General features: G+C 65.6%; 13 protein-coding genes. 1 reads left to right on the top strand and 12 read right to left on the bottom strand.

Annotated elements, in window-relative coordinates:
* Nucleotides 1-97: 97 nt before the first annotated feature.
* From A5788_RS11385 to A5788_RS11355, 7 genes are all read right to left on the bottom strand, one after another.
* Nucleotides 98-1,135: a YdcF family protein gene (locus A5788_RS11385; protein ID WP_197494597.1), complete on the bottom strand. Its 1,038-nt coding sequence runs from the start codon at nucleotides 1,133-1,135 to the stop codon at nucleotides 98-100.
* A gap of 85 nt (nucleotides 1,136-1,220) precedes the next feature.
* Complete coding sequence (locus A5788_RS11380; protein WP_064864086.1) at nucleotides 1,221-3,359, bottom strand: DUF308 domain-containing protein; 2,139 nt, start codon at nucleotides 3,357-3,359, stop codon at nucleotides 1,221-1,223.
* Between the two features lie 73 nt (nucleotides 3,360-3,432).
* Nucleotides 3,433-4,950, bottom strand: coding sequence for an NAD(P)(+) transhydrogenase (Re/Si-specific) subunit beta (locus A5788_RS11375; RefSeq protein ID WP_082937967.1), 1,518 nt, complete (start codon nucleotides 4,948-4,950; stop codon nucleotides 3,433-3,435).
* Complete coding sequence (locus A5788_RS11370; protein WP_005177965.1) at nucleotides 4,947-5,252, bottom strand: NAD(P) transhydrogenase subunit alpha; 306 nt, start codon at nucleotides 5,250-5,252, stop codon at nucleotides 4,947-4,949. The genes A5788_RS11375 and A5788_RS11370 overlap by 4 nt, the downstream gene beginning before the upstream one ends.
* On the bottom strand, nucleotides 5,252-6,349 hold the full coding sequence (locus A5788_RS11365; RefSeq protein ID WP_005203205.1) for a Re/Si-specific NAD(P)(+) transhydrogenase subunit alpha: 1,098 nt from the start codon (nucleotides 6,347-6,349) through the stop codon (nucleotides 5,252-5,254). Before A5788_RS11365 ends, A5788_RS11370 begins: the two co-directional genes overlap by 1 nt.
* A gap of 229 nt (nucleotides 6,350-6,578) precedes the next feature.
* Nucleotides 6,579-7,910 carry a PE-PPE domain-containing protein gene (locus A5788_RS11360; RefSeq protein WP_064864084.1) on the bottom strand — a complete coding sequence of 444 codons (1,332 nt, stop codon included), beginning with the start codon at nucleotides 7,908-7,910 and terminating at the stop codon, nucleotides 6,579-6,581.
* A gap of 85 nt (nucleotides 7,911-7,995) precedes the next feature.
* Complete coding sequence (locus tag A5788_RS11355; protein ID WP_064864082.1) at nucleotides 7,996-9,588, bottom strand: molybdopterin-dependent oxidoreductase; 1,593 nt, start codon at nucleotides 9,586-9,588, stop codon at nucleotides 7,996-7,998.
* A 94-nt stretch (nucleotides 9,589-9,682) separates the two neighbouring features.
* Here A5788_RS11355 and A5788_RS11350 point away from each other — a divergent pair, with 94 nt between their 5' ends.
* Nucleotides 9,683-11,143 (top strand): FAD-binding protein, encoded by a 1,461-nt coding sequence (locus tag A5788_RS11350; RefSeq protein ID WP_064864080.1) that lies wholly within the window; start codon nucleotides 9,683-9,685, stop codon nucleotides 11,141-11,143.
* Nucleotides 11,144-11,228: 85 nt separating this feature from the next.
* Here A5788_RS11350 and A5788_RS11345 read toward each other — a convergent pair whose 3' ends face one another.
* From A5788_RS11345 to nadB, 5 genes are all read right to left on the bottom strand, one after another.
* Nucleotides 11,229-13,505: a heavy metal translocating P-type ATPase gene (locus A5788_RS11345; protein ID WP_064864078.1), complete on the bottom strand. Its 2,277-nt coding sequence runs from the start codon at nucleotides 13,503-13,505 to the stop codon at nucleotides 11,229-11,231.
* 1 nt (nucleotide 13,506) lies between these two features.
* Nucleotides 13,507-13,710: a heavy-metal-associated domain-containing protein gene (locus A5788_RS11340; RefSeq protein ID WP_005203212.1), complete on the bottom strand. Its 204-nt coding sequence runs from the start codon at nucleotides 13,708-13,710 to the stop codon at nucleotides 13,507-13,509.
* 50 nt (nucleotides 13,711-13,760) lie between these two features.
* Nucleotides 13,761-14,096, bottom strand: coding sequence for a metal-sensitive transcriptional regulator (locus A5788_RS11335; RefSeq protein WP_064864076.1), 336 nt, complete (start codon nucleotides 14,094-14,096; stop codon nucleotides 13,761-13,763).
* A gap of 110 nt (nucleotides 14,097-14,206) precedes the next feature.
* A complete protein-coding gene (locus tag A5788_RS11330; protein WP_064864074.1) occupies nucleotides 14,207-15,070 on the bottom strand; it encodes a hypothetical protein in 864 nt (287 codons plus the stop codon).
* A gap of 133 nt (nucleotides 15,071-15,203) precedes the next feature.
* Nucleotides 15,204-16,871, bottom strand: a complete 1,668-nt coding sequence (gene nadB, locus A5788_RS11325) for an L-aspartate oxidase (RefSeq protein WP_064864072.1) — start codon at nucleotides 16,869-16,871, stop codon at nucleotides 15,204-15,206.
* Nucleotides 16,872-16,927: the final 56 nt, after the last annotated feature.

The following is a 16,927-nucleotide window of genomic DNA, read 5'->3' as shown; positions in this document are numbered from 1 at the left end:
TTAGAGATGCCCTGAGGCATAAAATTCTTGTGAGACTTACACAGCCCGATTTTGATTGTGATTCAGTTCACGCCATCGTCGAAAGTCGTTGCGCTGTTCAACTTTTCGACCCGGTCTGTAGAAGCTGATCAAGAATCTTGCCGCCGATTTCAGGGATAAGGCCTGGTCCTGTGTCCGGAAGATCATTCGGCAGACCTGGGATATTCGGGATCGGTAATTCTGAATTCTTAGTGGTGGGAATTCTTGCGGCGCGAGTCGCTTCGAGGCGAATGCCTTTCTGCTGATCTTTCGTCAAGGGTTTGAGATACTTCGCCATATCGGTCGGCGTCGTGACAGATCCGCTCACCTTCAGTCCCACTGCAGCGAAGTCGGCCGCAGCTCGCCGAATGTGATTCGGTGAGGTGACCAGCACGATGTCGGCAATCCCCCGCGCACCGAGAATTGCGGCCGTGTTCTGTGCGTTCGACACCGTGGACACCGACTTGTCCTCCGTCGTCACCCGCGACGCATCGACGCCATTGGCGACAAGCCACTTCTTCATCGCCGACGCCTCGGTGATGCCCTTCTTCGGCACGCCACCGGTGACGACGATCGGGAGCGACGGGGCTGCGTCGGCTTGGGCTTTGCCCGCCGTCAGCCGCTTCACCAGTTCGGGTGCCATCGTGCCGTCGGCGCCGAGCCCGTAGCCGAGTATCACAATCGCCTGCTGCCCCGACGCGGGAGCGGGCGAGGTGGACGGGACGATCGCGGCCGCGGCGGAGACGCCGGCAGTGATGTTGCGGACGCTCGTCGCGAGCGTCGGATTGATCATCGAGAGTCGGCTCAGTGCCGCCTTCCCGGTGGCGGCATCGTCGACCTGATCGGACCATACCGACTGCAGCGCAAGTGAATCGGCGTCTGCGGGCGCGACGATCAGCGACTGTTTGAGCGACTCGAGTCCGCCAGCCACGTCACCGGACGCGAACTTCTGCTGGGCGGAGTTGTAGAGCGACGCCGGATCGATGGCGGTCACGGTCGGTTGCACCTGCGCGTGGTGCACCACCGGCAACGAACCGACCACACCGCCGACCGCTGCCGCAGCGACGACCGCGACGACGCCGCGTCGAATCCGTTTCACTCTGGCCACATGAGTCACTCGTGTAACTCTAGGTTGACTTGTCCAGTACTGGGTCTCCCTGCGATCCCAAGTCGATAACAGCGAGACTCAGCAGTAGTAAGAGCTAGCTCACCCCGTTGAGCCGGTTTACCGACGCGAACAGGTCTCCGACCCGATAGTTGTTCACCGCGACGAAATTCGGAATCATGTTCCGCTCTGCGCGGCACTGCTCGAGCCGGTTGAACAAGAACTCCTCGCGATTGACCACACCGGCGTCGCGGATCCTGCTGGTGAAGTTGCTCATCCAGTGGTTCACCAGAAACAGTGGCGCTGTGGTCGACCCTCTGTTCCGATCGCAGTTGAACTCGGCTGTCGTCCGGAATTCATACGGTGTGTCCTGGGTCCACTCCTTGCCGTCGAGCAGCCAGGGGCGCTCGGCGCCGCCACCGACGTTCTCGTGCAGCCAGACCAGGTTGTGACGGCTGTCGATCATCTGCCGCAGCGTCGGCCACGGCTGGCCCATGGTCGGGGTGTAGAGCCGGTCGTAGAGTCCCGCCTGCCGCAGCAAGGTCTCCACGTCGGCGGGTGCGACCATGTCCTGCACGAAGAATGTGACCACCTCATTGGGGTGGGCGTCCATCCACTCGCGCACCTTGATCATCAGCGGCAGCCACTCCGTCGAACCGAGTTCGCACAGCTCGTGACACAGGTAGGGCTTGACCGGTCCGACGGGAGTCAGATCGAGGGCGTCGCGCACCCTCAAGGCACTCTGCACGGTCTGCGCGCCGTACAGCTGCTCTGCCGCTGCCAGTGCCTGCGCGCGGCTGTCCTGAGTGTTGGCGATGATCGGCGGCTTGTTCGACATCTGACCGTTCCAACTGTCGATGAGGAACACGCGGACGCCGTCGTCGAGTTGCCCCATGACGCCGGTTTCCTGTTCCGCGAGAAACCATCGATTGCCGTCGGCCGCCGACATCGAATTGTGCGTCGCGGGAAACGCCACGTCGTTGTATGGCCGGTCGCACAACTCGACGTGACCGTTGCACGCGTTCGGATCATTCTCGGCGACAGCGGAACTCAAGGCCGGGGTCGGCTGCGGCCATGACAGTACGCCGACAGTCGCGAGCAGGACCGCTACGCCGACTATCGCCACCGCCGGAATCGCCAACCGGCCGACGATCTGGCGCCGATCGCTGTGCTGCAGTTGCCGATTCGCTGCCCGCAGCAACTCCCCCGCGCCTGCGATGAGCGCGAATGCTCCGAGCAGCACAGCGACGACAGTGACGAAGGTCAGCGGTCGCACCACCGCCAGCACGCCCAGCAACACCAGCACTCCGCCACGCGCGGCAATGGCCGCCGGGGTCGACGGTCGTCGTATCACCCACTCGCGCAGACGCTCTGCGAGTCTGTCGAGATCGTCGACCGGAGCGAGACTCGACGCCGCGCGCACGGCCAGCCCGATGAGCGCCGCAACCGCAGCGATGATCCACAGCCTGCCGTCGACCTCGCGCCAGACCGCTACCGTGAGGGCGCCGTCGAGGGTGTCGGTCGGAATGAAGGCGGTAATGATGGTGCAGGCGAGCAGGATTGCGGCGACGAGTGCCGCGAGCCAGATGATCGCAGCACCAAGGGAGTCGGTGACCGCGGCGATGCGCGAGGCCCGACCCGTAGCCGCGGGCGGAGGTCGGATGAACGCCGCACCCACAATCAGCAGTAGGCCCAGCAGCGGCAACAACCACGCGAGGACTCGTACCCATCTGACGTAATCGAGGATGCCCGAATCCCATTCACTCGCACCGATCGCCGAGAGCGTGACATCCATGTTGTCGGGTAGTCGAGCAGCGACGTCGGGTGCCACCGTCCGCAGCGCGGCGACGGTAACCGCCCCGAGATCGGCCAGACGCAACACGAACAGATTGCTGTCACCCTGGGTTATCGACCTATGGATCGACGCGGTGAGTCCTCGCACCGCGGGCCCCGCCGCGGGACTCGACACCGCCGAGATCGACACCGATTCCACCAGCGGACGCAGCGCGACGAGTTCCGGCGACGCCGAGATGATCTTGCCGGACACGAGCAGCCCGAGTTGCCGCGCGACCGCGGGATCCTGCCGGATCGAGTCGACATGCGCGGCGAACCGGGCGCTGTTGACGGCCTCGCGGTTGACCACACCCGAGAACAACCCGCCGAGCAGACACAGCACTCCGAGCGCGAAAACAACGTGCGAAATCACCGTGCGAACTCGGGAAGCGTCGACTGCCATCACATACACATAGCAGCGGGCGGCACATTGTGCCGCCCGCTGCTACCAAATCGTAAAGCACTTCATGAGGCTGCTACAGCGCCTTGAGCTCCTCGATGACCTCGGCGACCGACTTCTTCGCGTCGCCGAACAGCATCGACGTCTGCTCCGCGGTGAACAGCGGATTGTCGATACCGGCGTAGCCCGAACTCATCGAACGCTTGAGAACGATGACCGATCGGGACTGGTCGACGTTGAGGATCGGCATTCCGTGAATCGGCGACGACGGGTCGTTGCGCGCCGCCGGATTGGTCACGTCGTTGGCGCCGATGACGATGGTGACGTCGGTGCGAGTGAACTCGCCGTTGATGTCGTCCATCTCCTTCATCGAGTCGTACGGCACGTCGGCCTCGGCCAGCAGCACGTTCATGTGGCCGGGCATACGACCGGCGACCGGGTGAATCGCGTACTTGACCTCGACGCCCTTGTCCTCCAACAGGTCTGCCATTTCCTTGACCGTGTGCTGCGCCTGGGCGACGGCGAGACCGTAGCCCGGAACGACGACGACCTGGTTGGCGTACGCCATCTGGATCGCGGCGTCGGCAGCCGACGTGGCCTTGACCGTGCCGCCCGCACCACCCGCGACACCCGCGGCACCGGCGTCGCCGCCACCGAAGGACCCGAAGATGATTGCGGGAATGGAACGGTTCATGGCCTTGGCCATCAGCATCGTCAGGATCGAACCCGACGCGCCGACGATCATGCCTGCCACGATCATCGCCTGGTTGTTCAGCGCGAGACCCGCAGCGGCAGCGGACAATCCGGTGAGTGCGTTGAGCAACGAGATGACGACGGGCATGTCGGCGCCGCCGATGGGGAACACCACGAACAGACCCATCAGGCCCGCGACCACGAGCAGGATGACGATCCAGTACCACGGAGTCGCGTTGGTCGAGCTCGCCTTCACACCGATGACCACGGCCACCGCGACGGCCACGATCGCCAGCACGACGTTGGCGACCTGGAACAGCTTGGCGGCTGCGACGAGCTTCTTCTCGAGGTTCTTGTTGAGCAGTTCCTGCAGCTTCGCGAAGGCGACCAGCGAGCCCCAGAAGGAGATCGAACCGATGATCGCCGCGAAGAGCGATCCGACGATCACGGCCACGTTCGGCTCGTGCGGCACCTGGGTGAAGCCGTCGTACTCGATGTATTCGGCCCATGCGATGAGCGCGACGGTTCCACCGCCGACGCCGTTGAAGAGCGCGACCAACTGCGGCATCGCCGTCATCTTGGTCTTGAGCGCGGGCGGGATACCAAGTGCGACACCGATCGCGAGACCGATGGCGATCAGCACCCAGTTGACAGTCGGGACACCGACGTCGCCTGCGTCGTTGTAGACGCTGAGCAGGGTCGCGACGATCGCGATGCCCATACCCGTTGCGGCGATCCAGTTTCCGCGCACAGCGGTCTTGGGGCCGGTCAGGCCCATCAGGCCGTAGATGAACAGCGAGAAGGAGACGATGTAAAGAGCCGTGACGCCGTAGCCCAGGCCTTCGGAGACCTGTCCCGTCGACTCGCTCGCCAGCACCGTCGAGGCGAGGATGGCGCTCACTTGGCAGACTCCTTCTTACCCTTGAACATTCCGAGCATGCGGTCGGTGACGAGGAATCCGCCGACCACGTTGAGCGTGCCGAAGATCAGCGCGACGAACGCGATGATCCGGGTACCCCAATTGGCATCTGCCGGAAGCGAACCCAGCACGACCAGCGCGCCGAGCACAACGATGCCGTGGATAGCGTTGGTACCGGACATAAGTGGGGTGTGCAGCGTGTTGGGCACCTTCGAGATGACCGCGAAGCCGACGAATCCCGCGAGAACGAGAATGGCGATGTTCGCCATGAGACCGGTGTACATCAGGCCTTCACCTCCGAACTGGTCGACGTCGACCCGGTCACGCATGCGGATGCGATGACCTCATCGTCGAAATCGGGTGTGATGGCGCCGTTCTCGTCGAGCATGAGCTCGATCAGCGCCTGCAGGTTCTTCGAGTACAGCTCGCTGGCATGCTCGGGCATCGTCGCGGGCAGGTTCAGCGGAGACGTGATGGTGACGTCGTGTTTGACGACGGTCTGACCCGGTTCGGTCAACTCACAGTTGCCACCGGTTTCACCTGCAAGATCGACGACGACGCTGCCGGGCTTCATTCCCTCGACTGCGGCGGCGGTGACCAGGCGAGGCGCCGGGCGGCCCGGAACCAGCGCGGTGGTGATGACGATGTCGAAACCCTTGATCGCGTCTTCGAGCGCCTGCTGCTGCTTGGCACGCTCGTCGTCGGTGAGTTCACGGGCGTATCCGCCTTCACCGGCGGCGTCGATTCCCAGATCGAGCCACTGCGCGCCGACCGAACGGACCTGCTCGGCCACCTCGGGTCGCACGTCGTAGCCGGTGGTGCGGCCGCCGAGGCGCTTGGCCGTTGCCAGCGCCTGCAGCCCGGCGACACCCACGCCGAGCACCAGTACGGTTGCGGGCTTGACCGTGCCCGCCGCGGTGGTGAGCATCGGGAAGAATCGCGTCGACTTGTCGGCTGCCACGACGACCGACTTGTAGCCGCTCACGTTGGCCTGCGAGCTCAGTGCGTCCATGACCTGCGCACGCGAGATGCGCGGAATCGCCTCGACGGCGTACGCCTCGACGCCCGCTTCCTTCAGCGCTCCGACCTTGGTGTCGGCATTGCGCGGCGCGAGGAAGCCGATCAGCTTCTGGCCGCGCCGCAGCTTGGCGATCTCGGCGTCGCTCGGCGGTGACACACGAAGCACCACATCCGCCGCGTACGGATCGCCGATCGTCGCTCCTGCCTCGACGTATGCGTCGTCGGGGATCAACGCCTCCACACCGGCGCCCGATTCGACGGTTACCGGCACTCCCTTACCTACCAGCGTCGCAACGACCTTCGGGACGAGCGCCACGCGACGCTCACCCTCGGCCGTTTCGCGCACGACTCCCACGCTCATGTTGTCAGTTTCTTCTCTGTCTTCTTCGGCACTGGTCTTCGTCAGTGCTCGATCTGTTTGGGTACGAGCGCACGGTGATCCGCGGGTTTACTCCTCCGGCCACTGCGTTTGGCGCCTCGTCGGGGCGCGTTCGTCAATGAGGTGGTCATCCGCACGCCGCGCCCGCTCGAAATTCGGTGCGACGAACATAGCATGACCTCAGCAGACGCAGATCACGCCGTTGAATTGCTCACTTTTGCTTGACGTTGCCGGCTGCCCACCGAACTAAATGGGCAACCAAGTCGCCGACGGGGTCCTCGGGGACCGCTGCGGGCGCGGTGTCGGCGGCTGCGGGGAGCTGGTCACCGGATGTGGGAGCAGGGGTCGGCGTCGCACTGGTGTTCTGCGGCGGCTGCCACGTCTTGCCCTGTGCAGCGAGGGCGTCGGGGTCGGTGACCGGTACCTGCAGCCCCAACGCGTCGTACAGAGCAACCTGGATCTCGCGCGGTGTCGGCAGCTTCTCGCCTGCATTCTTCGACGCCTCGCCCGGCTCCGGTACGGGGACAAGAGTGTCGAGCGCGTCGTCGAATTCTGGTGGAACGGGTATGCCCAAGCTGCGCAGAAAGATCCCCTGCGGATTGCCGCCGTCGAGGACCACGTAGGTGGTGGCGCCGACTTCTTTGGTCGAGACCACCCGGTACTGGTTCACCAGATTGCCCTTTTGGCCGTGGATCGTAGCGCCGGGCAAGAAGTACAAGGCGGAGGTCAACGGGTGCGCGAGGGGATTTCCCAAGCCGCACACCGAGTCTCCGCGCACGCAGTAGGAAATGACCCGAATGTCGCCGGTACTCGATTCGTCGCGCGGACCGTTCGTGTAGGCACCGGGAATGACGCTGGGTATGACCGTTTCGATGCCGGTGTTGGGAAATCGCGAGTCGGCGCCGACCACCACGACAACGTTGGCATCCGGGATCGCATCCGCGTCTCCCGCCAAGTACTTCTGGTGGAGTTTGTAGGCGACGTTCATCGCGATGGGCCCGCTCTGCGAGTAGCCATTGAGAACGATGGTGCCCGATTTACCGCGATCAACCCATGCCCGCTCGGCGTCAGCGACCCCGTCGGCGGTACCGATGTAGACCGAATCGTTGTAGGTGCCGTTGCCGGTGAGATCGAACTTCTTATTGCCGACTACGACTCCGAATGCCGCAGGGTATTGCACGACAGGGATTTTCGGATTGTAGGAGCCCGCGCCATGGGGTGCGTCGTAGAACCCGACGTCGACCGTGCGGCCGTACTGGTCGCCTCCCATCGGGGAGCCTGCGCCGCCGATCACCGTCGAGCTGATCGGTGTGAAGTCGCTGGTGCCGGGGATGAGGAGCACCGTCGAGTCTTCTCCGAGACCCTCCGGGAGCCAGCTGGGTTTGTCCCGGATCGGCGTCGGCTCGTACCAGGACCCGGGCAATTGAACCGTGGGGAGCCGGACGGGACCCTGCGCGCCCTGCGAAGCCGCACCGGCGGTGCCGGGGGTCAGCAGTAGGGCCGCGGCGCACACAGCGAGTCCAGAAGTGACAACCCCGCGCATGTGACCCACCCCTCAACGTGTGCTGCGTCGAAGGGTAACCCCGGCAATAGCCTCACGCCCACGGCGGCACCACTCCGTGCTCTCATCAGCCGACGGTGTAGTCGCGAGAATCGAGTCCGGTCGCGCCGTCGGGAACCGGGTCGGCCTCGGTCTCGGTCTGCGTCTTCCCGTTCTTGTCGATGGCACGGCATTCGACGGTGTGCTGGCCGCTCGTCGCCTGCCAGGTGAACTTCCACTGGCGCCAGGTGTCGATGCTGTACTCGGTTGCCAATTGCGCGTCCTGCCAGGGCCCGCGGTCGACGCGGACCTGTACAGCGGAGATACCCGTGTGCTGCGCCCACGCCGTCCCGGCGATGATCACCTCTCCGGGCTTGACCGAGCCGCCCGCTGGACGGTCGATGCGCGACGCGAGTTTGATCGGACCAAGCGCCGACCAACCGCGCGTCGTCCAGTACGCCTGAGCGTCGGCGAACCGAGTGAGTTCCCAGTCGGTCACCCACTTCGTCGCCGACACATACCCGTAGAGCCCCGGAATCACTTGTCGCACAGGGAATCCGTGTTCGATGGGAAGCGGCTCGCCGTTCATAGCGACTGCCAGCAGCGCGTCACGCTTGTCGGTGATCGCCGACACCGGGGTGCCCGCGGTCCATCCGTCTGAGCTCGTCGAGAGCAACATGTCGGCGCCAGGGCGCACTCCGGCCCTGTCGAGGATGGCCTTCATCGGCACGCCGAGCCAGCGGGCATTGCCGATGAGGTCGCCGCCGACCTCGTTGGACACGCAGGTCAACGTCACGACGCGTTCAGTCATGGGCATGGCGAGCAGTTCGTCCCAGGTGAGGGTGAACTCCTCGTCGACGAGGCCGTGCACCCGCAGCTTCCAGTCCGTGGTGGTCAGTTGAGGCACCTGCAGGGCGGTATCGATGCGATAGAACGACGCGTTGTCGGTGACGTACGACGTCGCTCCCTGCACACCGATATCGACGCCCGCGGGGATCGGCGGCGCGGGTGAGGCGGGCGCGGGCAGCTTGATGCCCGCGCGATCGGCGACGGTGCGCGCGGCGTCGGCAAGCAGTTTGCGGCCGATGGCGCCCACCGCGATGGCGGCGACCGCGATTCCCGCAGCCGTCAGGACGAAGCGCCGTGGGACCCCGGACTGTCGCTCGTCGTCCTGTTGCTCGTCGCCGTTGGTGGCTTGCGGGGCGTCGAGTTGTCGCAGGAGCAGTCGCAGCACCCCGATACCGACGACTCCGGCGAGCAGCGACGGAATGACGTAGGCGCCGCTCGAACCCGACCGGTTGAGCGCCGCGACCACCCCGAGCACGGCGAACACTCCGATCACGATGCAGCCGAAGGGAGGTCGACGCCGCTCGAGCACCCCCGTCGCCGCTGCGAGGACGACGATGATCAGTGCCATCCCGGTGAACAACGCCGTCTTGTCCGAGGTGCCGAACACCCCGATCGCCCACTCACGGACCGCCTGCGGCGTGTGGTCGACGACCGTCGACCCGACGGCGAAGAACGGCGAACTGTTCTCCGAGATCGGAACCGCACACAACTCGCCAACGGCGAGGCCTGCGCCGACGGCGATCAGCCCGGCGACCGCTGCGGGGCCGTCATGCGTCGACGGTCGACGATTGTCGTCGACGTCGGGTCTGGTAAGGGTTCGTCCAGAGGACACACCCCTTGATACCTCCAAAGCCTGAGGAGAAGGCAAACGCACGCGACCCTCAATCACTAGAACACGTTCTAGTTTGTGGTCTACGCTAAGCCGCATGGCTGACGGCACACGGATTCCCGACACCCTCCCCCTCGGCGCGGTGACGCAGTTCAGCGACGAGGTCGACGTCGTGGTGATCGGACTGGGCATCGCGGGCGGATGCGCCGCGGTGGAGGCGGCGTCGAATGGAGCACGCGTTCTGGTTCTCGAGCGTGCGGCGGCGGCCGGCGGCACGACGGCACTGGCGGGCGGACACTTCTACCTCGGCGGCGGTACGGCGGTCCAGAAAGCCACCGGGCACGACGATTCCGCCGAAGAGATGGAGCGGTACATCACCGCGGTCTCCAGCGACCCCGAGCCGGACAAGATCCATGCGTACTGCGTCGACAGCGTCGAGCATTTCGATTGGCTCGAAGCTCTCGGCTTTCAGTTCGAGCGCAGTTACTACCCGGAGAAGGCCGTCGTCCAGCCCGAGACGCAGGGTCTGATGTACACCGGCAACGAGAAGGTGTGGCCGTTCAACACCATGGCCGTTCCCGCCCCGCGTGGGCACAAGGTTCCGGTCCCCGGCGACACGGGCGGGGCCGCGATGATCGTCGAGTTGCTGGTCAAACGTCTCGCCGACCTCGGAGTGGAGGTGCGCTACGAGACCGGCGCTCGGCAACTCGTCGTCGACGACGGCGCTGTCGCCGGAGTCGCGTGGCACAGCCCCGGCAGTGGCGACGGGGTGATCAGGGCGCAGGGAGTCGTCATCGCCGCGGGCGGGTTCGTGATGAACTCCGACATGGTCGCGGAGAACGTGCCGTGGCTCACCGAAAAGCCGTACGTCCTCGGCAACACCTACGACGACGGCCTCGGACTCCGCATGGGTGTCTCGGTGGGCGCCGAACTCAAGCACATGGATCAGGCATTCTGCACTGCACCTGTCTACCCGCCGGCCATTCTGCTGACCGGGATCGCGGTGAACAAGAATGGCGATCGGTTCGTGGCGGAAGACTCCTACCACTCGCGGACGTCGAGTTTTGTTCTCGAACAACCGGATTCGACCGCGTATCTGATCGTCGACGAAGCACACATGAAGCGACCACGCATGCCGCTGGTGCCGTTTGTCGACGGCTACGAGACGATTGCCGAAGCCGAACAGGCACTCGGCATTCCGACCGGGAGGCTGCAGGCGAGCCTTGATCGGTACAACGAGAACGCCGCACGCGGCGAGGACCCGGACTTCCACAAGGCGCCCGAATACCTTGCGCCGCAAGACAAGGGCCCGTGGGCGGTCTTCGACATGAGTCTGGGAAAGGCGATGTACGCGGGGTTCACCCTCGGCGGCATGGCGACCTCGGTCGACGGCGAGGTGCTCGACGCATCCGGGACCGCGATTCCCGGACTCTACGCAGCGGGCGCGTGCGCCGCGAACATCGCACAGGACAGCAAGGGCTACGCCAGCGGAACACAGCTAGGCGAGGGCTCGTACTTCGGACGCCGCGCCGGCCGCCACGCCGCCGCGCGCCGCTGACCCCACCGCCGATCGAGCCGCCCACCCGCCGATCGAGCGACCCCACGCTAATCGAGCTGCTCCCCGCTGATCGAGCTTGTCGAGATCACCGCCGCGGCGTAAACCGCCGCAGGCGAAGGCTGTTCAGCACGACGAACACCGACGAGAGCGCCATCGCGGCGCCCGCGATCATCGGATTGAGCAGCGCGGCAGCGGCGAGCGGGATCGCGGCGACGTTGTAGCCGAACGCCCAGAAGAGGTTCTGCTTGATCGTCCGTAATGTCGCGCGCGACAACGTGATCGCGTCGAGCACCTTGTTCAGGTCGCCGTCGACGACGGTCACGTCGCTGGCGGCGATCGCGACATCGGTACCGGTACCCATCGCGATGCCGAGGTCGGCCTGCGCGAGGGCCGGCGCGTCGTTGATGCCGTCGCCGACCATCGCCACGGTCGCGCCGGCCTGCTGTAGGCGGACGACCTCGGCGACCTTGTCCTCGGGCCGCACATCGGAGATCACGGTGCCGATACCGACGATGCCGGCGACGTGCCGGGCGGCGCCTGCGTTGTCTCCGGTCAACAGAACCGGTCGCAGTCCCGCCTTCTTCATGCGCGAAATCGCTTCGGCGGCGCCCGGTTTCACCGTGTCCGACACCACGATGACACCGATGGGCGCACCGTCGCGCAGCACGACGACGGGAGTCGCTCCCGCGGCCTGTGCATCGTCGATGGCACTGCGAAGTCCTTCGTCGAGTTCGACGTCGAGATGCGCGGGCCCACTGACGGCCAAGCTGCTGGCTCCGACCCTGCCTGACACACCGACACCGTGAGCGGCGTCGAATTCATCGACCTCGGGTACCGGAAGATCCTGAGCGGCAACGACGATCGCGTGACCGATCGGATGTTCAGAACCCTTCTCCACCGCTGCGGCGAGAGTGGTGACCTCTTCCGAGGTGACCCCGGCTGCAGGGTGTATGGCGTCGACACGCATCTCCCCGGTGGTCACGGTGCCGGTCTTGTCCAGCACGACGGTGTCGATGCGTCGAGTCTTCTCGAGCACTTCGGGACCCGACAACAGGATTCCAAGTTGCGCACCACGTCCGGTGCCGACCATCAAAGCAGTCGGTGTCGCCAGTCCGAGCGCACAGGGGCACGCGATGATCAGAACCGAGACGGCTGCGGTGAACGCGGTCAGCACCGAGCCGTCGACCCACCAGAAGATCAGTGCGGCAAGGGCGATCAGCATGACTGCGGGCACGAACACGCCGGAGATCCGGTCAGCGAGTCGTTGAACCTGTGCCTTACCCGCCTGCGCTGCCTCGACCATCCTGGCCATCTGTGCCAGCGCGGTGTCGGAACCGACGTGGGTCGCACGAACCACGAGTCGACCGCTCGTATTGATCGTCGCGCCGACGACGTTGTCGTCGACGGTCACCTCGACGGGCACGGATTCGCCTGTGAGCATGGACATGTCGACAGCGGAGGCACCCTCGACGACCACTCCGTCGGTGGCGATCTTCTCGCCGGGACGAACAACGAACTCGTCTCCGACGGCGAGCTCTGCGATCGGGACCCTGACCTCACCGCCCGAACGTCGGATCACGACATCCTTCGCGCCGAGGTTCATCAGAGCCCGAAGTGCATCCCCCGCACGGATTTTGGCACGCTTCTCCGCGTAGCGACCGGCGAGGATGAACGTTGTGACGCCCGCTGCGGCCTCCAGGTAGATGAACGACGCTCCCGCTCCGCGATCGGGGAGTAGCTCGAATCCGTGTGTCATGCCCGGCATTCCGGCCATACCGAAGAACAAGGCGTACAAAGACCACCCGAAGGCGGCAAGAGTGCCCATCGACACCAGCGTATCCATGGTTGCAGTGCCATGCCGCAGATTGCGCCACGCGGCGAGATGGAACGGATAGCCGCCCCAGATGATCACGGGTGCAGCAAGAGTCAGCGACAGCCACTGCCAGTTGGTGAACTGCCACGCCGGCACCATCGCGAGGACGATGACCGGTATCGACAGCAGCGCCGAGATGACAAGTCGTTGACGTAATCCCCGCAACTCGACGGCAGCAGGACTCGAATCGACCCCATCGGGCTCGATCCCGTCACCCAGCCCCGAATCAGGTGACCCACCAACAGTTTTCGGGCGCACGGGTGTGGCCGTGTATCCGGCGTCCTTAACCGTGGCGACGAGGGTGTCGACGTCGGCCGTGCCGTCGACCGTCGCCCTTTCCGTCGCGAAGTTCACCGTGGCGTGGACGCCGTCGAGTTTGTTGAGCTTGCGCTCGATACGATTCGCACACGACGCACACGTCATGCCGGTGATGTCGAGGTCGACGACGGTGGCCGGCCCCTCACCGTGCGTCGTGTACGTCGTCGACATGTCAGACCAGCTCGTATCCGGCTTCGGACACGGCGTCGGAAACCTCGTCGCGAGCAAGTTCGCGATCGCTGGAGATCTCGACGACGCCCGTCTCCAAAGTCACGTCGACATTGTTCACGCCGGGGATCTCGCCGATCTCCTCGCGAACCGATGCGACGCAGTGCCCGCAGGTCATCCCGGTGACGGTGTAGGTGCTCGTGGTCATTGTGTTCGGTTACCTTTCGTAATGGTTGATCGTCGTAGTGGCCGGCTGCATCAGGACTTGACGAGCCGGGCGATCGCGGCCATTGCCTCGTCGACCTTGGCTCGGCCGGCCTCGTCGCTCTCCTGCGCTGCGTGTACCACGCAGTGGTTCATGTGCTCTTCGAGCAGACCGAGCCCAACGGCCTGCAGCGCCTTGGTCATTGCCGACAACTGGGTGAGGATGTCGATGCAGTACTCCTCGTCGTCGACCATGCGTTGAAGCCCACGCGCCTGACCCTCGATGCGTCGAAGACGCTTGAGGTAGTCGTCCTTGCGCGTGATGTACCCGTGTGCGTTGTGCTCGGCGTCTGTGTTGGCCCCGGCGTCCGGTGTCGCGTCTACGGTCATGGTCACTCTCCTCGTATACCCCTTACCGGTATACCAGGAAATGACAATAAACGGTACCCCCCTAGGGTATCTGGATAGCCAACAGCTGAGAGCGGAAGACGAGAGACGTCTCAGGAGCGCGCGTGATGGAGAGCGTCGGCGAGCTTCGACAACGCCGCGGCAACCTCGTGTAGCGCGTCACTCACCGGATCGGCCTGCGCCCCGGATGTCGGGTGACCACCCTGCAACGGATCGACGCGCTGCGGCGTCGGGGGTCGAGGTGACGGTGGTTGGGGTGACGGGGGTTGAGGTGACGGCGGTTGGGGCTGCTCGACGGACCGCTGACCAGCGACGTCGAGAGCCTGGTGCCTGTTGGCTTGGTAGACAGGCGTCGAGGGTGGTTCAGCGTTGGTCGACCGCCGTCCACCGCGGTAGGCGTGTGCCGCAGCCGACTGCCCCGACCCCGAATGTGACGAGACGGGATGCTGTGCGGGCGGGGCCTCGCGGAGCGACGACCCGCGCGGATCGTCGAGGCGATGCGACCCGGCGTTACCCGCGGCGATCGGGAGATCGCCGGTCGACGGGCCGCTGCGCTGCGGCTGATCGGGTGTACCGACGGGCTCCCGGGCATCGCCACCGGGCGCGCGCCGGGGACCACCGCTGCCGGGACGAGGGCTCGGGGCATGCCCGTTCGACCGGGCATAGAAGTGTGGTCCGCCATGTCCGTTGAAGAAGACGCAGCGCGCTCCCTCGGGCGACGGGACCGGGCACGGGTTGCGCTCGATGAGCGATTGAGCGCGGTCGTCGAAGTCGTTCCACTCGAGCCAGAGACGTCTGTCGCTTCGCGGTCGAGCACTCGCATCCGTGGCGTGGTTACCCGCGTGTCCGGCCGCCAGCCGACACTGCAGCAACCATTCCGACGACCCGCTCAAACCGAGCGCGCGACGTTCCTCCGCGGAGCACACAACCGTTGACCAGCAACCCTGGCCGTCCATACGGTCCTCCCATCGGCCCGAATACGCGCTGCTTACGTGTGGCGACGACGCTACTCGCGATTACCCGGCACGTCACAGTCGAATCGACTGTCATCACGGCCGTGCGGTGCGTCGACCGACCCTCTCCCCGGCGTCAGTCTACGGAAGTCAGCGCCGGCACTTCTACCCCGACGGCGCAGATGTTGCCGTCGACCAATCGGAAGGGTCGCGAGCGCTGTTCGCCGGTCCCGTGATGATCCGCACCCGGGTATTGCTCGTCGGTACGCACATGGCACCCGCGTGAGCTGGTCCGCGCCAAGGCGGCCGTCACGACGGCGCGCGCGGCAAGTGTCAACGCCGCATCTTCGACGTCGCGCCGCGTCGCGAGGACGCGTGGACTCGCATCGTCGAGCATCGCCGCGACTCGCCCGAGTCCCTCCGCGTCGCGGCGCAACCCGACGAAACGCGACATCGCATCCTGCAGCACATCTCGGTCCACCACCTGCTCGACACCGGCCTCGTCGCCGAGTGACCCGATCGCCACGGCGACGTCGGTGCTGGTCAGCGCTGCGACATCGGCAGCACGGACACCCATCACCAGCCCTTCGAGCAATGAATTGGATGCGAGCCGGTTGGCGCCGTGCAGCCCGGTGCGGGCTACCTCGCCTGCCGCGAGTAGACCTGCGACCGTCGTGCGCCCGTGCGCGTCGGTGACGACGCCACCGCACTGGTAGTGGGCGCCCGGCACCACCGGGATGCGCCCGTCCGCTGGGTCGAGGCCGGCCGCGCGCAGTCCGGCGGTGACCGTCGGAAACCGTGTGACGAAGTCGTCGATTGCCGAGATGTCGAGGTACACGCACGGATGTCCGGTGCGTTCCATCGCCGCCGTCACGGCGTTGGCGACGACGTCGCGCGGTGCCAGGTCGCCGAGCGGATGGACGCCCTCGGTCACCGACATTCCGTCGGCGTCGACGAGACGTCCGCCCTCGCCTCGGATGGCTTCCGTGACCAGCGTGCGCCGACCTCGCGCTCCCGGCGTGTACAGCATCGTCGGGTGGAACTGCACGAACTCGAGGTCGGCAACGTCGGCACCCGCGCGTAGTGCGAGCGCGAGGCCGTCTGCCGTGGCGCCCGCCGGGTTGGTGGTCGCGGCAAAGAGGTGTCCGCTGCCGCCCGTCGCGAGCAACACCGTCGGGGCATGCACCACTCCCGGTCCGTCCGCGCCGAGGTACGCGACGCCAACGGCGCGTCCGTTCACGGTGAGTACGCGGGTGACAGTGCAGTCGTCGAGAACGCGCACATCGCCGCGTCGAATTACGGAGGAGACCGCCTCCGACAGTGCCAGCTGAATCTGCGCGCCCGTGGCGTCGCCGCCGGAATGGATGATCCGACGCACGCTGTGCCCGCCCTCACGCGTACGGGTGAATCTCCCCGAGGCATCGCGATCGAACTGCGCACCCCATCCGAGCAGGCGCGACACCGCAGACCATCCGTCCGCGAGGATCTCCCGTGAGATCTCGGCATCGCCGAGTCCTGCACCGGCGGCCAGGGTGTCGTGCAGGTGCAATTCGACGCTGTCGTCGACATCGTCGGGTGCGACCACCGCGACGCCGCCCTGCGCGTAGTACGTCGACGTGCTGTGTTCGACCGGTCCCGCATGTTCAAGCGATCCGGCATTTTGAAGCGATTCAGGGCTGTACGCAGCACCTTTGTTGCAGATCACCACGCGCAGCCCGAGCTCTGCTGCGTGCAGTGCGGCGGTGAGTCCCGCGACCCCCGCCCCGACCACGACGAGATCGGCACGTGCCAGACCGAGCCCCATGTGCGTGCTCCTTCGCCGAATCGATGTTGTCGACCCTGAGCGTTTTCGACCCACAG

This window comes from Gordonia sp. 852002-50816_SCH5313054-c (genome assembly GCF_001665925.1).
Classification (GTDB): domain Bacteria; phylum Actinomycetota; class Actinomycetes; order Mycobacteriales; family Mycobacteriaceae; genus Gordonia; species Gordonia jacobaea.
The sequence above is the reverse complement of the archived record's forward strand: the minus strand, read 5'-3'. Positions and strand labels throughout refer to the sequence as shown.